Source organism: Pedobacter sp. ISL-64 (assembly GCF_018613605.1).
GTDB lineage: Bacteria > Bacteroidota > Bacteroidia > Sphingobacteriales > Sphingobacteriaceae > Pedobacter.
In genome coordinates this window covers 113,479-130,918 of the sequence record NZ_JAGGPU010000013.1, presented here as the reverse complement: position 1 = coordinate 130,918, position 17,440 = coordinate 113,479, and the positions used below count along the sequence as shown (strand labels likewise).

The window sequence follows — 17,440 nt, the reverse complement described above, 5'->3', positions numbered from 1 at the left end:
AAGCGTATAGGCATCAACTTCAAATCCGTAATGTCGCAATTTGCCACTGAAGTTGTCGTTTTTACGTCGCGTTAAAGCCCCGAATGAACTGCATATTTGTATCGTTAATATCGTTCAAACTAAATTAAAATAGCTTTATGAAAAATTTATTCCAAATGGGTAATATCCTTAAATCAGTACTACTTTTTGCAATCATCATGTTTGCAGCAGCTCAATCAAAAGCGCAACAACTTAAGCCTGCCGAGAGCGGTTATGCACCGGTTAATGGCCTTAAAGTTTATTACGAAGTATACGGTGAGGGTAAACCTCTCATCTTACTGCATGGTGCTTTTATGACCATCGAAACAAACTGGGGGCAATTAATACCCGAATTATCGAAAACCAGAAAAGTAATCGCCGTCGAATTGCAGGGGCATGGACACACACCTTTTTCTGATCGTAAATTAGATCAGGCTGCGCTGGCCAGTGATGTGGAAGGTGTAATGAATCATTTAAAAGTAGACAGTGCTGATGTTGTAGGGTACAGTATGGGTGGCTCTATAGCTTATAAATTGGCCATACAAAGCCCTAAACGCGTAAAAAAATTAGTAATTATTTCTTCAACTTATAAAAGTACTGGCTGGAGACCTGAAATAGCGGATGCATTTAAAAATATGAAACCTGAAATGTTTGCAAATACACCTATGAAAACGGCATATGATGCCGTAGCGCCTGACAAAACAAAATGGACAAAATTTATAGAACAGATGATTGTTTTTGCCGGGACAACATTCGACATGGGCGACGCCAATATTGCGAAAATTACTTCACCTGTATTAATCATCGCAGGAGATAATGATGGCCTGGATAAAGTAGAGCTGAGTAAAACCTACCAATTACTGGGTGGTGACAAATTTGCCGATATGGGGTCGATGCCAAAATCTCATTTGGCCATTGTTCCTGGCCAGGGGCATGTGAGCCTAATGATGCAGACGAAAACCATATTGGCTTATCTGAATGATTTTTTAAAGTAATATAGACCAAAAGAAGAGTCTATGTCACAAGTTGTGATTCCTTCGAACTTGTCACGTTGTCCAAAGGACTCCTACGGAGAGCTTCTTGATGAATCGGGACAAGTAGTCGAAACGCTTTACGGGGTATTTAAATGCCCTTCGATAGACTATCAATGACAGACTCCAATAGGATGATCGTCATTGCGAGGAACGAAGATAACCGAACGGAGTGAGCTCATGAATGCCTTTAAAAGCAACTGCAAAAAATGAATAATCTTAATGCACACGCTGATAGCGATCGTTGTAAGATTGCTTCGTCGGCTGAAAAAGCCTTCTCGCAATGACGATTCTTCGCAGCCTATCACTGCAAAAATACGCTGTCATCTATATTGATTTTTATACAAATTAACCCTCAGAATGACAATTTTATATTTATGATACAACCTCTTTAAAGCCTAACCCGATCTTAGGCAAACTTTTTCCGCAACCATTTGCGCACTGGCTCATCATACCATTTCAATGCGACATAGGCCAAAACAATGCTGCTTATTAAAATGAGCAGGGCATAAGGCCATGCCTGAATGATGGTTGTGCCTTTATGGTTACTGATCCAAGCCACGTAAAAATAAACCAGTGGATAATGTACCAGGTAAAGTGGATAGGATATATCGCCTAAAAATTTGCATATCTTATGCTCTCTTTGCGTTTGCAGTACGCCACTGGCGCCAATATACACAATGAGTGGGAACACGATGATAATGCAGACAGATTCATAAGTCCCGTTCATCCAAAGATGCTCTGCACCGCCAATGCGTGGCATATAAAGTACTAGCGCCACCAAAAGGCTGCACCATAAAAAGGCATTTTTAATTCGGGTGGGCTTTGCAATACGCGAAAGTAACAAACCTGCAAAGAAAGGGTATAGGGTGCGGGTAAAGCCAATACGCACTTGTTCTACATTCAGTGTCCATCCGCCACTTACATCGCCGTTTGTAATGGCCAGCTGTGCCAATGCGATGGCCGCAATAACCACTAAGATACTTAAGGCCGTTTTAGAAAACTTCCTGACCCACACCGCATAAAGAATGTTGGCAATGTATTCAAAAAACAACGACCAGCCCACACTATTCATGGGATGCATCTCTTGCCAGCCACGTATATCAAGCGATAGCGGTATTGGCAGGATGGTGTAGCCAATAAACAGCACCAGCAGCATCTTCCAAAGCGGAATGGTATGGATGAGGGGCCATATGGTAGAATCTGTAAAATAGAATCCGATAGCGCCAAGGGTCATCCCCAAAATTACCATGGGTTGCAAACGTATAATACGGCGTTTGAAAAAGCTGCCTACACTCATTTTGTTCCATCGGTCGTCATAAGCGTAGCCCATTACAAAACCCGATAATAAAAAGAAAAAATCTACAGCCAGATAGCCATGGTTCACCAGGATGTCAAGGTGCCCGGTGCCTAAGGGCTCGGTTAGGTGAAAGGTGACAACGATTATAGCTGCGACACCGCGAAGGCCATCTAATATAGGGTAATGTGGCTTGGTGGCCAGCTCATTATTTAGGTTAGTACGCATGTAAGGGCTTGTAAAAATAGCAAGCCATAAAAATAACCAAGATTCTTTACCCCATAACTTTGCATCTATAATGATACGTAATACATTAAGGCTGCGTGAAGAGATTGATGGATAAGCCGATTCGGAACATTGTTTTAGGACTGTTAAAACTTGAATGAGCTGAGTGTTTGGATAACAACAAGGCTTCTTTTGAAAGTCATTTCATTGGATAAGAAACTACCACTCGCTTTCTAACATTCTATCGATAACCCAAGGCACCATGATTTCAATTTCAATCTGAATCAGATCATTTTTATCTTTAAAGTAGGTTAGATCATCGCCCTTGGTGAAACCGATTTTAAAAGAATCTGTTACAGGATTTAGTTTAATTGCTTGTGAGCCATTAAGTGAGACTAAACAATCAGTGCCTTCAAAGCTTCCTTTAAAATGAAATATTACACTATAGCGGTGTGTACCGTCATTTTCTTTACACATTCGCCAAACCTCACTTTCTTTGTGGTAATCTACACCAAGTTGATTGAATAAACGTTTAACCTGCTTTGGGAATATGTTGCCTCTGTTCTGAATATAATTCAGGCAATCATTACAATTACAATCCTCTGCACTACCATTTTCAACGGCAGCATAGGTTGATCTCGTGTATTCGTGATCAACTGTTAAAACCCAATCTTTAAACGTAAGTATGATCATTGGCGTTATAGTCTAATTCTCTTTTCTAACGTTAGGTCGGTTTGTTAGTGATATGTAATTTAATTATTCAAACCATACTTTTCGGTTTTCTAAACGTTCTAAAAAATCGGTAAAAGAAATTCCTATTTCAATATGTGCTTCTTCCTCGATTAGGAAGGGAGATAACACAAATCTTAAACTATTATCAGTTAATCGTTCTATTGCAATGTATTCTCCACCACCATTTCCCCCAATTGCTAATGTGTTCGGTAAATACTCAAAAATTTGATAGTCGATATTCATTTCAATTACTTCGTCGAAGTCCCAAAGTCTAACATATTGCTCCCCAATAAAGCCTTCAAGTCCCGAATAATTTAAAGCAAAAGTTTTATAATCGTTAGGAAGTTTGAAGTTTATTATTTTTTCAGCTTCCTCAAAAGTGGTCTTTGGTTTGTTGGCCCGTTTGGTAAAATTATATTTTGTTAGTATTTCTTCAAATCTTTCCATACAGATAGGGCATGATTATTAATTTAGTTCCACAAGATATTAATTTCATTGGGAGTGGTTATCAATTAATAAATAGACAGTTGGTTTTTTAACCATCAAAACAGGACAGGAATTAAAATGAAAACGGGCTTTATGAATTAAAAACATTAATCATTACATTTGCCCTTAGTGAAAAACTTTGTATTCCTTTTTTCTCTTTATCTGATCCTTCTGGGCCTAATGCCCTGCCAGGACAAAGAAGATATGGTTTCCAAGTCTCACACAGAAAGCACTGTGCACAGCGATCAATCAAAAGCTGAGCATATGCATGGAGAATCCTGTCCGCCATTCTGCAGCTGTGCCTGCTGCTCTGTCGGTCAGCACTTTCCAACCGAAAAGTTAACAGATCTGATTGTTCCGGTATTCCGTAAACCATACCCGGTTTTCCAGTGCTCGGCATTGAAAAAACAACCACTCGATATCTGGCAACCGCCTAAACTCGTTTAATCAATTTTTTATCTCATGGAGCTATCCATGAAAAGCATGCTTTTTTACATGCACAATTTTGCACCATGAGGTGCAATGATGCCCTGCTATTTATTGATTTTTGATTTAAACGACAATGCTGAACAGAATAATACAATTCTCCATCAGGCAGAAACTGCTGGTGGGAATTATGATACTGGCGCTGATTGCCTGGGGCATATACTCCCTTAGGCAGCTGCCCATAGATGCCCTTCCCGATATTACCAATAACCAGGTCCAGATTATTACCTCTTCACCAAGCAACGGCGCAGAAGATATCGAGCGCTTTGTAACCTATCCGGTAGAGCAAACCATGGCCACAATTCCCGGAATAGAAGAAATCCGTTCCTTTAGCAGATTCGGCCTTTCAGTTGTAACAGTGGTGTTTAAGGAAAATGTAGAGATTTACTGGGCCCGCCAACAGGTGAGCGAAAGGCTTGCCGAAGTAGAAAGAGCCATTCCAAAGGGGATCGGCATACCCGAGGTTGCACCATTAACAACAGGACTGGGAGAGATTTACCAGTACGTAATCCATCCCAAAAAAGGATATGAAAAAAAATATGATGCCACCGAGCTCCGCACCATTCAAGACTGGATTGTTCGCCGCCAGCTTCTGGGCGTAGAGGGTATAGCAGATGTAAGCAGCTTTGGGGGATACCTCAAACAGTATGAGATTGCTCTTAATCCCGACAAACTCAGAAGTATGGATATCTCCATCAGCGACATTTTTAGGGCACTTGAAAAAAATAACCAGAACACTGGCGGATCTTACATCGATAAGAAACCCAATGCCTATTTTATCAGGAGCGAGGGACTCATCAACAGTATCGAGGACATTGAGAACATCGTTGTACGGACCAATGAGAATAGCATTCCCGTGCTGATCCGAAATGTAGCTGAAGTGAGGATAGGTGCGGCCACCAGGTATGGTGCCATGACCAGAAACGATCAGGGCGAGGTAGTAGGGGCGGTAGTGATGATGCTAAAAGGTGCCAACTCTTCAAAGGTTATTGCAAATGTAAAAACCCGGATGGACCAGATTGCAAAGAATCTTCCAGAGGGCGTGGTTATTGAGCCATTCCTCGACCGCACAAAACTAGTCGACAGTGCCATTGGTACGGTGACCAAAAACCTGGCAGAAGGCGCATTGATTGTGATCTTTGTACTGGTACTGCTTTTGGGGAATTTCCGTGCCGGACTGATTGTGGCCTCGGTTATTCCACTTGCTATGCTTTTTGCCATATGCCTGATGAACCTTTTTGGCGTCAGCGGAAACCTGATGAGCCTTGGCGCTATAGACTTTGGGTTAATCGTAGATGGAGCGGTAATTATAGTGGAGGCATCTCTCCACCATCTGGGTATCCGAAAAAACAAAAACAGGTTAAGCCAGCAGGAAATGGATGCAGAGATTTTTGAATCTGCTTCCAAGATCCGTAACAGTGCCGCTTTCGGCGAAATCATTATCCTCATCGTTTACCTGCCGATTCTGGCACTGGTTGGTATAGAAGGTAAAATGTTCAGGCCAATGGCCCAAACGGTGACTTTTGCTATCCTTGGCGCTTTTATCTTGTCGTTAACTTATGTGCCGATGATGAGCGCGCTGTTTCTAAACAAAACCATCAGCACCAAAAGAAATGTCTCAGACAGGATCATGTCTTTTTTTCAAAGCGTGTATACCCCAATGCTCAATTTTGCGATTCGGGCAAGGGTGGCCGTTGTAGGCATTGCAATAGGGTTATTTGCCATTTGCCTCATTATTTTCAATTACCTGGGCGCCGAATTTATTCCCACGCTAGAGGAGGGCGACTTTGCCGTAGAAACCAGGGTGCTTACCGGGAGCAGTCTTTCTCAGACCATTGAGGCAGCTACACGGGCTGCGAAGGTATTAAAGGCAAATTTTCCTGAAGTAAAAGAGGTGATCGGAAAGATTGGCTCTAGCGAAATTCCAACCGACCCTATGCCGGTAGAAGCCTGTGACCTGATCATTATCTTAAAGGATAAAGGCGACTGGACAAATGCTTCGACCAGAGACGAGCTTGCGGGAAAGATGCAGGCCAAGCTTGAGCAGTATATTCCTGGGGTTACTTTCGGTTTCCAGCAGCCCATTCAGATGCGTTTTAATGAGCTAATGACGGGGGCAAGACAGGATGTGGTAATAAAGGTTTATGGAGAGGATTTTTCGAAACTCAGTACCTATGCAGCTAAGATTGGTACTATAGCCAGAAAAATCGAAGGTGCTGAGGATATTTATGTGGAACAAGCTTCGGGACTTCCACAGGTTATCATTAAATTCCATAGAGAAAAGATTGCGCAGTTCGGACTGAACATCGAAGATGTGAATACGGCTATCCGCTCGGGATTTGCAGGAGAGGTAGCTGGCCTTGTATTCGAGGGCGAAAAGCGATTCGATATGGTTGTACGCCTGGAAAAAGAAAACAGGCAGTCGCTTGAGGATGTGAAGAACCTGTTCGTAACTGCACCCAATGGCAACCAGATTCCGCTGGAACAGCTGGCTGATATCCAGTACAGGGAAGGGCCAAACCAGATCCAGCGCGATGATGCAAAGCGACGGATTACCGTTGGCTTTAATGTAAGGGGAAGGGATGTGGAAAGTATTGTAAAGGAAATCCAGCAGAAGATTGATGCAGAGGTTAAGTTTTTACCGGGTTATTATCCAACCTTTGGCGGTACTTTTGAGAACCTGCAAGCAGCCACCAAAAGATTGGGTATTGCCGTACCATTGGCACTATTGCTCATTTTACTGTTGCTTTATCTTACTTTTTCATCAATTAAACATGCGCTTTTAATTTTTACCGCAATTCCATTGTCGGCCATTGGTGGCGTATTTGCCCTATGGGTACGGGGTATGCCGTTTAGTATCTCCGCAGGCATAGGTTTTATTGCGCTTTTTGGTGTAGCGGTACTGAATGGTATTGTGCTTATCAGTGAATTTAACAGGTTAAAAAAAGGAGGAATGAACGATATTCTCGAAATTATCAGAACAGGAACTTCGGTCAGGCTTCGCCCGGTGATTATGACAGCCCTTGTGGCCTCTCTGGGCTTTCTTCCTATGGCCATCTCGGGCGGAAGCGGTGCTGAGGTACAGCGTCCATTGGCAACGGTTGTTATCGGAGGACTGATCTCTGCTACACTGCTGACCCTTTTAGTACTTCCAGTGCTTTATATCTGGGTAGAAAAAATGGGCCGCAAAAAAGTAAGAATTGCTCCGGTAGCAGGCATAATTGTTATGTCTATTACCTTGTTTGGCTTGCAGCCTGCTAAGGCCCAAACTGCGTTAACCCTTGAACAGGCAGTATCTTCGGCATTGGAAAACAACAGGGCGATTAGCGGGGCTAACCTTGGTGTAGGGCTGCAACAGGCACTCAGGAAAAGCGCCTTCGAAATGCCCAAAACTGAAGTGTCTATGCTCTATGGACAGTACAACAGCCTGATCAAAAACGACAACAACTTTACCATTTCGCAAAGCATTCCCTTCCCAACGCTTTTCGCCGCAAATGCTGCATTAGGGGATGAACGTATCAAATCAGGCCTGCTTCAGATGGCTTCAAGTAAAAACGAACTCATTTTTCAGGTGAAGACGGTTTACACCAATCTTCAGTACCTCTATTCGAAGGAAAAACTGCTGCTCGAGCAAGACAGCATCTATAAGGGTTTTGTAAAATCAGCTGCGCTAAAGTACAAAACGGGTGAGGGCAACCTGCTTGAAAAGGTAGCCGCAGAGACACAACTTAAAGATGTGCAGAACCTGCTCGATCAAGACCGTTCTGATATCGAAATTTATAAAACGCAGCTGGCTACGCTTCTTGGCAGGAGTGAGCTACCCCTAATCGCCGACAAGTTTTTAATGGAAACACCCGAGATCTCGATCGGAGATACGGCTCTTCTAAATGAAAATCCAGCCATTGCCTATTTCAGGCAACAGATTGTGATTGCGGAAAAACAGCGAAAAGTAGAGCTTGCTAAAGCAATGCCCGATTTTACCCTGGGCTATTTCAACCAGTCGCTAACCGGTTTTCAAAACGTTAACGGCAGCGATGTTTTCTTTGGCCGCGACAAACGTTTTCAGGGCTTTCAGGTGGGGCTTTCCATTCCGCTATTTTACAGCGCCTATTCTGCGAAGGCAAAGGCCGCATCCATTAACAGGGATATTGCCTCGAACGACCTGGAGCTCCATCAGCGAAAACTAACAGGCCAGTACCAGCAAGCCCTGGGCGAATACCTGAAAAACAGGAAACGTTACGACTATTTTATCACTTCGGCGCTAGCCAATGCGGCACTGATATTAAAAAATAGCCGCATTGCCTACCAGAACGGAGAAATAGGCTATTCGGAATACCTGTTAAACCTTAAACAGGCAAATGGTATTTACGAGGGGCGCCTGATGGCTCTGCTCCAGCTAAGCCAGAGCATCAACCAGATTGAATTTTTAACCGGTAACAACAACTCATTTTAAAGCATAAATCTCATGAGATCCATATATAAATATCTTATCCTGCTGTCCTTTCCATTTTATCTGGCTGGCTGTAGCAGCCCTAGTGCAGAAAAGGAACCCGAAAAAGAGACCGTTCACGAAGAGAGCGATATTGTAACCCTTACCCCAGAGCAGCACAAACTATCAGAAATTACCCTGGGAGAAATTGAGTTGAAGGAATTAAGCGGAACAACGAAAGTAAACGGTATGCTTGATCTTCCCCCGCAAAGCCTGGTATCTATTTCCACACCGCTGGAAGGTATTGTAAAAAGTACTGATATGCTACAGGGAAAACGGGTAGCCAAAGGGGCGCTCGTAGCCGTAATGCAGAATCCGGAATTCATTCAGATGCAACAAGACTACCTGGACTATAAAAGCCAGCTGCAGTTTTTAAAGCAGGAGCTCGATCGCCAGGAAGAATTGGCAAAGGAAAACGTAAATTCCAAAAAAGCACTTCAGAAAGCAAGGAGCGAATACCAGAGTGTGAGTGCAAGATTGCTGGGGCAGCGTTCAAAACTTTCCATTATGAACATCAGTTTTGCGGCACTGGAAAAAGGACAGATCCAGAAAACCTTTAACCTCTATACACCAATGGCGGGTTACGTTACGCAGGTGAATACCAATATAGGTGCCTTTGCCAGCACCACTGATGTATTGTTCAAAATTGCCGATACCGAGCACCTGCATGCAGAGCTTACGGTATTTGAAAAGGATGTACCCAAGCTTAAGCTGGGGCAGAAAGTTCGCTTTGTACTGGCCAATGAAGAAAAAGAACGCATGGCTACAGTTTACCTCATCGGCAGAGAAATTAGCAAAGAGCGTACCGTGCAAATTCACTGCCACCTGGATAAGGAGGATACACAGTTGCTTCCTGGCATGTACCTTAAGGCTTATGTAGAAAGTGGAATGAACAAGGTTGAAGCACTACCCGATGCGGCTATTGTTGAGTTTGAAGGCAAAAAGTTCGTGTTTATAGACCAGCCTGCTGGTAAGGGCCTGAACACTTACCGGTACAAGATGATGGAGGTAAAAACAGGTGTTGCCGAAAATGGCTACACCCAGGTTTCTTTTGCTGGGCAGATCAATAATATGAAGGTGGTGACAAAAGGTGCCTACGATCTGTTGAGCAAGGTAAAGAATGCTGATGAAGGTGAGGGGCATTAGATGTTGAAGCTTTATAGCTGGCAGAAATTGATGCCGTAAATAACCATTCATTTTTTTAAAAGATCTGTTCGCACGTTTGAACTGCACCAATTTAAATATTAACTTTAGTCGCCAGATAAATTAAGATGACTACAAGAAGAAATTTTTTACAAACAGGAATATTGGGGCTAACTGCGGCAACGCTGGTCAACGCCCCGTCAGTTTTTGCAGCGCCTGCTAAAGGTAATGTCGCGGGTAAAGACGCTTTTAAATTAGCAATTGCCGGTTATAGCTTCCTTAACTTTAACCTTGACGAATCGCTTAAAATGATGAAAAGGGTTGATGTACATTACCTCTGTATTAAAGACTTTCATTTGCCTTTTAAAAGTACAGCAGAAGAAATTGCTGCCTTTCATGCTAAACTTAAGGATAATAACGTAGTAGGATATGCTGTAGGCCCTATATACACCAAAAATAAAGAAGAGATCGACAATGCATTCGATTATGCAAAAAGGGTTGGTGTTGATTTGTTGATCGGAATTCCAGCGCATGCTGACCTGGAGTATGTTGCCCAAAAGACAAAAGAATATAATATTCGGTATGCCATTCATAATCACGGACCTCAGGATAAACTATATCCAAATGCAGAAAGCATCTACAATCTCATTAAAAACCTGGATCAACGTGTTGGTATATGCTTTGATATGGGGCATAACAAAAGAGATGGGCGCGATTCGGTTGCAGACCTTCAGAAATTCTCGAAACGTATTTTCGATATGCATTTAAAGAATGTAACTGTAGCAGCAAATGAAGGTACCACTTGTGAACTCGGTCGCGGCGTAATTGATATCCCTGCATTCGTAAAAATGCTGAGAAAGGTCAATTACCAGGGCTGCTGTAGTTTAGAGTATGAAAAAGACATGAAAGATCCCCTGGCAGGAATAGCTGAATCTGTTGGCTATTTTAGGGGTGTTTGCGATGGTACCCGTTAGTTCTGTTTGCAATTAATGATAAATTCATAATTGATATGCGGTCTTTTCCTTCGACCGCATATCAATTTATACCCCTGTTTGGAAAGGATCTGTGCGCGTAATCTTACTAGGAGCTATACTTGAATGATACTATATTTGTGAAAACCATTAATGCGAAGAATTCAATACATGCAATTTACGATTTTGCAGCGGGTTCTGCAGAAGTCTAAATTTAGCACATGAGCATGCCGATTATCGTTAAAAACAAGATTCAGGAAAATAGGATGCTCAAGGTGTCGCCATTTAGAAAAGGCGTACGCATCACTACACCGCACAAGCACAATAGCTATTTCGAAATCATCTACCTTTCCAGCGGAAGCGGTTTTCATTACATAGACTCGCAGGCTTATGAGATCTTTCCTAATAGTGTTTTTTTTGTAAGGAAGGAACAAATGCATTACTGGGAGCTTACATCTGAACCAGAGGGCTATGTTGCCATCATTAAAAAGGGCTTTATTGATCAGAGTATTGACAAAGAGATTAGCAGGCTATTACTGCAATTGAGCAGGAATGCCGTTCTGCAATTGAAAAATGCATCAGCCCTTAATAAGATCTTTCAATTGCTTGTAGATGAGGTTGATGGAGCTGATCATTCATCTCATACTGTTGTAGAAGGATTATTAAAGGCATTGTTGGGGAAAATCCAATCGGAAGGCGAACTATTGCCTGCAGGTAGAAAGCAGGATGGCAATGGCCTGTGTTATCAGTTCCGTGAAATTCTGAGCCAGGAAAAACAGTTAAAAAACAGTGTTGCCCATTATGCCGGTAAATTGAATACCTCTCCACAGAACCTCAATCTGGCATGTAAGAAAGAAATGAATACCGCTGCTTCGGTGGTACTTTCAGAATTTATTATCAATGAAGCTAAACGTTTGTTGATCTATACCGATAACACGGTTGCCGAAATAAGCTTTGACCTCAGTTTCAATGATGCATCACATTTTGTGAAGTATTTTAAGCGATTCACAGGTTTCACACCCCAAAATTATCGGGCAAGCCTTGTTTAATACCATACTATTTTCAAATGTACCGTGAGAAAAAGAATTTTACCTGCTTCTTTGCGGTATTTAATATCCATTAACAATAGAAGATCTTTAATCATTTTTTATACCGTTCATGCAACTCTCCAGATCCATCGCGCTTCTTTTACTTGTTTTTTTTAGCCAAACCATCAAGGCTCAAAATGTTACCCTTAAGGGCATTCTAATCGATCAGCAGACCAAACAACCGCTCGAATACGCCAGTATGGCGCTCTTAAAAAAAACAGATTCGACAGTAGTTGGAGGTGTATTAACCAGGCCTAATGGTGCATTTGAGATCAGTAAGCTTCAGATTGGCCAATATGTATTGAAAATAGCTTACATCGGTTATAAGAACAGGTTTATTCCTGTAAACATTAATGATACAAGAATAGTTAACCTGGGTTCGGTTACGCTTACACCAACCAGCGAGTTGTTAAGTCAGGTGAACATTAGCAGTGGAAAGGTAAATGCCTCCAATAAGATCGACAAACAATCTTACCGCGCAGACCAGTTTGAAAGTGCAAAAGGTGGAACCGCAATTGATGTGTTAAAGAACCTGCCTTCTGTTGCTGTTAACGGAGAGGGACAGATCAGTGTTCGGGGATCAACCGGATTTCTTGTGCTCGTGAACGGCAAGCCCGTACTTACCGATGCGCAGACTGTTTTAAGCCAGTTACCTGCAAACAGCCTCGAGAATATAGAACTGATTACCTCTCCTTCGGCAAAATATGATCCTGATGGAAAGGCCGGTATTATCAATATTGTTACCAAGAAAGGTGCTAACGATGGATTTACCTTGACAGCCAATGCCCAGGCCGGACTTCCAAGTACAACTGACTATGACAATAAGGAAAAGCCCAAGCGCTTTGGGGGCGATGTTACGCTGAACTTCAGAAAAGATAAATGGGATATTTCTGTAGGTGGAAATTATCTTAGAAATGATAATGCGGGCTACCGCGAAGGAGATGTGTTTACCAAGAATTTTACCAATAATACCATTACACGTTTTCCCTCGAACGGTGAACGTAGTTTTGATAAATATAATTATGCAGGCAGACTATCTGCCATTTATACCCTGGATAAAAACAACTCTTTTTCTGTTGGTTTTTTTAGTGGAAAGCGTTATCAGGCCCGTCTTGCAGACCTGATTTACACCAATAGTACCTCAGATCTTTCAACAGGGCTTCCCATTAAGTCAACCACTTATTACAATTCTAACCTGCAGACAAAAGATGGCACTTTTACGCTGGGCAATCTGGATTATAGCCATACTTTTGCGGATAAATCCTCATTGACAGCCTCGTTGTTATATGAAAATGCAAATCTTTATGGAAATACCAGGAACAGAAATCTTGGTTATCCCAATACAGCCGATACTATACAGTACGTTTTTAATCCATATAAGAACCCGATAAATGGTTACAGGTTTAAGTTAGATTACGCCATTAATGTTGGTAAAGGGAAACTCGAAAGCGGTTATCAGTTCAGATACGATACCCAGGATGGACAATTTGAATATTTTGTAAGCCCTGCCATTTCGCAGCCGGATGCCAACAGGTTTAGAGGGAGTGCAAGCGCAAAAAACCAGATCCATTCGGTTTATTCGCAGTATTCGGGCAAACAGGATAAACTGGAATATATTGGAGGACTGCGTTACGAATATGCCACCAGAAGGTTAAATCTTTCTTACGATCCTGCAGTTCATGAGCTAGACCTTTCTAACCTTTTCCCCTCCCTGAACCTGCTTTACAATGTTAATGATGGGCTGAAGTTAAAGGCTGGCTATTCAAGAAGGATCCAGCGTACTAATAATTATGAGCTTAACCCTATACCTGAAAGAGAACACTCCGAAACATTAGAACAGGGTGACCCAGACCTAAAACCATCTTTTATCGATCTTGTAGAACTCGGACTGACCAGAACCTTCAAAAAGGGCTCCTTTTTTACAACCCTCTACTATCAGAATATCAAAAATCCAATACAGCGTGTAAACAGTGTTTATGCAGATACGATCTTGAACCGGGTATTTACAAATGCAGAAAAAGCACGTTCTTTTGGTCTGGAGTTAGGGGCCAATCTCCAACCTGTTAAATGGTGGAGCCTATACCTCGGCGGTAACGTTTATAATTATAAGGTATCTGGGGATTTAAATGTGCTGGGCAGCAGTTCGGTAGTAAATAATGCGAACTGGGTATTCTCTATAAATGCCAATACCAGTTTTAAACTGAACAAAACCTGGAGTGTGCAGGGAAATGTGAATTATTTATCAAAGCGACCGACTGCGCAGGGCGAAGATTCAAAATTTCTGGTTCCGAATACCGCTGTTAAGAAAACATTTATGGATGGACGTTTTTCTGCAACCCTACAGTGGCAGAATATGGATCTTGGCATGAACCAATCAAACAGACAACGGATAACAACATTTGGAAAAGATTTTTACACCACCACCAACTATATTTATGAAACCGATGTGTTCATCCTGAATTTCAGCTTTAACCTGAACAAACTTATCGGTAAATCCAAACTTCCTACCAGCGAATTCGGCGATAAAGAATTTTAAGGTGGCAGACTATGGGTTTCTGCGGAAGATCATCCCCCAGTGGGTCTATGTTGCCAGCTTTCCAAAAATAGAATGGAAGTTGCTAAACACCTGAAAGGAATTGGGAGATTTTTGAGATTAAAATGTAATTATTTTGTAGTTTAGACAAGGCCGCAAATCATATCGTGAAAACTAAATGTAACTGGCAGGTGTTTGGTATCATGAAGTAAATCAGTTAATTAAGCGGTGAAATTGGGTAATGGCACATATTGCTTAAATTTTTGCTAATTAGGTACATAGCTACAGGATAAATATGAATACCAGAAGAGATTTTTTACAAAAAATGGGTGCATCAGCATTGATGCTGCAATTGGGATCGATATCGGCATTTGCGAACGCTTTTGATCAGATCGAACAGCCTTACCAGGGTAGGGTGCTCCGAGTAGCCATTATGGGTTTAGGTGGATATGGCAGCCGTGTAGCAGAGGCTATGAAAGCCTGTACCAAGGCGAAACTGGTCGGTGTAATTAGCGGTACGCCGTCAAAAATTAAAGAATGGCAAACGAAGTACAACATCCCCGAAAAGAATTGTTATAACTACGATAACTTCGATCAGGTAAAAAATAATCCGGATATAGATGCGATTTATGTGATTACGCCAAATGCACTGCACCATAGTCAGGTTATCCGTGTAGCAAAAGCAGGAAAACATGCCATATGCGAGAAACCGATGGCATTGAATGCCAAAGAGGGACAAGAGATGATTGATGCTTGTAAAAAAGCAAACGTAAAGTTACTGGTTGGCTATAGGCTGCATTTTGAACCCCGTACACTAGAGGTGATCCGAATGAGAAATGCGGGCGATTTCGGTAAGATCAGGTTTTTCCAGGGACAATGTGGTTTTAAAATAGGCGATCCTACGCAATGGCGATTAAACAAAGCGCTTGCCGGCGGGGGATCAATGATGGATATTGGAATCTATGCAATTAACGGGGCCAGGTATATGCTGGGCGAAGAGCCGATCTGGGTGACGGCCCAGGAAACCAAGACCGACCCCGTAAAATTTAAAGAAGGTGTGGATGAAACCATACAATTTCAATTGGGTTTTCCGAGTGGTGCGGTAGCCTCCTGCTTGTCTAGTTATAACATTAATTACCTGGATAGATTTTTTATGAGCGGCGACAAAGGATTTGCAGAAATGCAACCTTCTACCGGTTATGGCCCGATAAAGGGTAGAACACATCAGGGTGAACTCACGCAGCCCATCACTACGCATCAAACTGTACAGATGGATGAAATGGCAACTATTATTTTTGAAGATACCAAGCCGATAGTCCCTGTAAACGGCGAAGAAGGCTTGAAAGATCTTAAAATTATTGATGCCATCTACCAGGCCGTAAAAACAGGAAAAAAGGTCAAGCTAACTGCTTAGCCAAAGGAAATTTTAAAACAGATTCTGGGATTATCCAGCCATACGGTGCACAAAGTAATATATTTCTGATTTAACTTAACTGCCTGCCGATTTTGGAAGCGTGAACCAAAAACCGGTACGCTCGCCAGGCACGCTGTCCACACCGATTTCCCCGCCATGTTTACGAACGATGTTAGCACAGATAAACAGGCCTAGCCCAAGTCCTGAATTTTGCTCCTGCTGCCCTGCTGCCTGGTAATACCGATCGAACAGCAAGGGGATCTTTTCGGCAACAATCCCGGGGCCCTTATCGATAACGGAGATTTTAACGTGGGTTTCATGATCAATGAGCCCAACTTTTATCTCTGCAGTGCCTGGAGCATATTTGACTGCGTTACTGATCAGATTAGTAAGTACCCGGCCGATCCGCTCTGAATCGGCATGGACCATTATGTTTTTTTTTCCTCTTATCGTTACTGCCGGGACATCGGTGGAAGCAAACAGTTCGACTATTTCCTCGACCAGCTCAAACAGGTTGAAGTTCGTTTTCCGTAGTTCTATCTGATCCCGATAATTTTTACCGGCATTGAGCAAATCGTCTATTATCAGTGAGATCCGGTTTATGCCCCTGCTTGCCTGCGCAACCAACCGCTTGGTACGGTCAGATTGCCGGTTCGCGTCCCGTTGCAACATTTGCACTGATCCTTTTAAGCTGGTAACCGGGGTCTTCAGCTCATGGCTGGCAATACTTATGAAATCGTCTTTATGCCTTTCTATAATTTTGTCGTTAGTGATATCGTTAATAACACCGACCAGTTTCACGGCTTTACCCGCTTTATTGGTTTCAGTTTTGCCCTTTATATTCAGCCATTGAAGCTTGCTATCTGCTCTGTTTAGCCTTACCTGGACGTCTACGCCGCCGTCTGCCTGAATATTGTTTAGGGCCTCCTTAAACACTGGGAGATCATTTGCTGATATATGTGGGTAGTAGCTTTCCAGGGTCCAATGCGCTTGCCTTTGCGGGTAGCCAAAGATTTCATCATGGTCACGGGAACGAAAAACTTCCTTTGTCTCAAGGTCCAGTTCCCAGATAGCTGTACCAGTATACTTAAGGGCAAGGTTCAGGCGTTTCTGGCTCTCCTTAAGCTGTTTCATTCCGGAAATATCGTCCAGTACAGTAAATCCAAAGGTTTCCCCCTGATCATTATAGAGGATCGTAGTTACATCAACCCATACGCGGCTGCGGTCTCTTCTGTACAGGCATGCCTGCAGCTTGAAGAATGGCACCTGTCTGGACCAGATCTCTTCCTGGAGGCGATGCCAGTGTGCGATATGTTCTTCACAGGCATGATCCAGAATTTTTGTTCCCTCAATTTGTTCTGGCGGATAGTCCAACAGCTCGCAAAGCGCCTTATTCACCTTTAAGATGGTCAGGTCTGACCGGATGATCTTTGAGGCCACACTGGTAAGTTTAAATATAGCGTTGAACTTATCATCACATTCTTTGAACCGTTTCTCAAAATTATCTTGCGCTCTATTTTCTTGCAT

General features: G+C 42.5%; 12 protein-coding genes. 8 read left to right on the top strand and 4 right to left on the bottom strand.

Annotated elements, in window-relative coordinates; genetic code table 11:
* Positions 1 to 137 precede the first annotated feature (137 nt).
* Positions 138 to 1,013 (top strand): alpha/beta fold hydrolase, encoded by an 876-nt coding sequence (locus tag J7E57_RS17650; RefSeq protein WP_215131545.1) that lies wholly within the window; start codon positions 138 to 140, stop codon positions 1,011 to 1,013.
* A 445-nt stretch (positions 1,014 to 1,458) separates the two neighbouring features.
* On the opposite strand, the gene J7E57_RS17645 is transcribed toward J7E57_RS17650, so the two are convergent.
* The 3 genes from J7E57_RS17645 to J7E57_RS17635 all read right to left on the bottom strand — a co-directional run bounded on the left by J7E57_RS17645 (position 1,459) and on the right by J7E57_RS17635 (position 3,750).
* Complete coding sequence (locus J7E57_RS17645; protein ID WP_215131544.1) at positions 1,459 to 2,574, bottom strand: acyltransferase family protein; 1,116 nt, start codon at positions 2,572 to 2,574, stop codon at positions 1,459 to 1,461.
* 216 nt (positions 2,575 to 2,790) lie between these two features.
* Positions 2,791 to 3,264: a hypothetical protein gene (locus tag J7E57_RS17640; RefSeq protein ID WP_215131543.1), complete on the bottom strand. Its 474-nt coding sequence runs from the start codon at positions 3,262 to 3,264 to the stop codon at positions 2,791 to 2,793.
* A gap of 63 nt (positions 3,265 to 3,327) precedes the next feature.
* Positions 3,328 to 3,750 carry an SMI1/KNR4 family protein gene (locus tag J7E57_RS17635; protein WP_215131542.1) on the bottom strand — a complete coding sequence of 141 codons (423 nt, stop codon included), beginning with the start codon at positions 3,748 to 3,750 and terminating at the stop codon, positions 3,328 to 3,330.
* Between the two features lie 168 nt (positions 3,751 to 3,918).
* Here J7E57_RS17635 and J7E57_RS27475 point away from each other — a divergent pair, with 168 nt between their 5' ends.
* The 7 genes from J7E57_RS27475 (at position 3,919) to J7E57_RS17605 (ending at position 15,913) form a co-directional block, all read left to right on the top strand.
* Complete coding sequence (locus J7E57_RS27475; protein WP_371823070.1) at positions 3,919 to 4,236, top strand: DUF6660 family protein; 318 nt, start codon at positions 3,919 to 3,921, stop codon at positions 4,234 to 4,236.
* Between the two features lie 115 nt (positions 4,237 to 4,351).
* Complete coding sequence (locus tag J7E57_RS17630) at positions 4,352 to 8,728, top strand: CusA/CzcA family heavy metal efflux RND transporter (protein ID WP_215131541.1); 4,377 nt, start codon at positions 4,352 to 4,354, stop codon at positions 8,726 to 8,728.
* Positions 8,729 to 8,740: 12 nt separating this feature from the next.
* Positions 8,741 to 9,910, top strand: a complete 1,170-nt coding sequence (locus tag J7E57_RS17625) for an efflux RND transporter periplasmic adaptor subunit (protein WP_215131539.1) — start codon at positions 8,741 to 8,743, stop codon at positions 9,908 to 9,910.
* A 125-nt stretch (positions 9,911 to 10,035) separates the two neighbouring features.
* Entirely contained in the window at positions 10,036 to 10,881 is an 846-nt protein-coding gene (locus J7E57_RS17620; RefSeq protein ID WP_215131538.1) for a sugar phosphate isomerase/epimerase family protein, read from the top strand.
* A 218-nt stretch (positions 10,882 to 11,099) separates the two neighbouring features.
* Entirely contained in the window at positions 11,100 to 11,927 is an 828-nt protein-coding gene (locus J7E57_RS17615; RefSeq protein ID WP_215131537.1) for an AraC family transcriptional regulator, read from the top strand.
* A gap of 109 nt (positions 11,928 to 12,036) precedes the next feature.
* Positions 12,037 to 14,502 (top strand): outer membrane beta-barrel family protein, encoded by a 2,466-nt coding sequence (locus tag J7E57_RS17610; protein ID WP_215131536.1) that lies wholly within the window; start codon positions 12,037 to 12,039, stop codon positions 14,500 to 14,502.
* Positions 14,503 to 14,794: 292 nt separating this feature from the next.
* A complete protein-coding gene (locus tag J7E57_RS17605) occupies positions 14,795 to 15,913 on the top strand; it encodes a Gfo/Idh/MocA family protein (protein ID WP_215131535.1) in 1,119 nt (372 codons plus the stop codon).
* A 75-nt stretch (positions 15,914 to 15,988) separates the two neighbouring features.
* On the opposite strand, the gene J7E57_RS17600 is transcribed toward J7E57_RS17605, so the two are convergent.
* Complete coding sequence (locus tag J7E57_RS17600) at positions 15,989 to 17,440, bottom strand: PAS domain-containing sensor histidine kinase (protein WP_215131534.1); 1,452 nt, start codon at positions 17,438 to 17,440, stop codon at positions 15,989 to 15,991.

Bases quoted from the DNA above. Each gene is read 5' to 3' on its own strand.
- J7E57_RS17650 (WP_215131545.1), top strand. From the start codon at position 138: ATGAAAAATTTATTCCAAATGGGTAATATCCTTAAATCAGTACTACTT.
- J7E57_RS17645 (WP_215131544.1), bottom strand. From the start codon at position 2,574: ATGCGTACTAACCTAAATAATGAGCTGGCCACCAAGCCACATTACCCT.
- J7E57_RS17640 (WP_215131543.1), bottom strand. From the start codon at position 3,264: ATGATCATACTTACGTTTAAAGATTGGGTTTTAACAGTTGATCACGAA.
- J7E57_RS17635 (WP_215131542.1), bottom strand. From the start codon at position 3,750: ATGGAAAGATTTGAAGAAATACTAACAAAATATAATTTTACCAAACGG.
- J7E57_RS17630 (WP_215131541.1), top strand. From the start codon at position 4,352: ATGCTGAACAGAATAATACAATTCTCCATCAGGCAGAAACTGCTGGTG.
- J7E57_RS17625 (WP_215131539.1), top strand. From the start codon at position 8,741: ATGAGATCCATATATAAATATCTTATCCTGCTGTCCTTTCCATTTTAT.
- J7E57_RS17620 (WP_215131538.1), top strand. From the start codon at position 10,036: ATGACTACAAGAAGAAATTTTTTACAAACAGGAATATTGGGGCTAACT.
- J7E57_RS17615 (WP_215131537.1), top strand. From the start codon at position 11,100: ATGAGCATGCCGATTATCGTTAAAAACAAGATTCAGGAAAATAGGATG.
- J7E57_RS17610 (WP_215131536.1), top strand. From the start codon at position 12,037: ATGCAACTCTCCAGATCCATCGCGCTTCTTTTACTTGTTTTTTTTAGC.
- J7E57_RS17605 (WP_215131535.1), top strand. From the start codon at position 14,795: ATGAATACCAGAAGAGATTTTTTACAAAAAATGGGTGCATCAGCATTG.
- J7E57_RS17600 (WP_215131534.1), bottom strand. From the start codon at position 17,440: ATGCAAGAAAATAGAGCGCAAGATAATTTTGAGAAACGGTTCAAAGAA.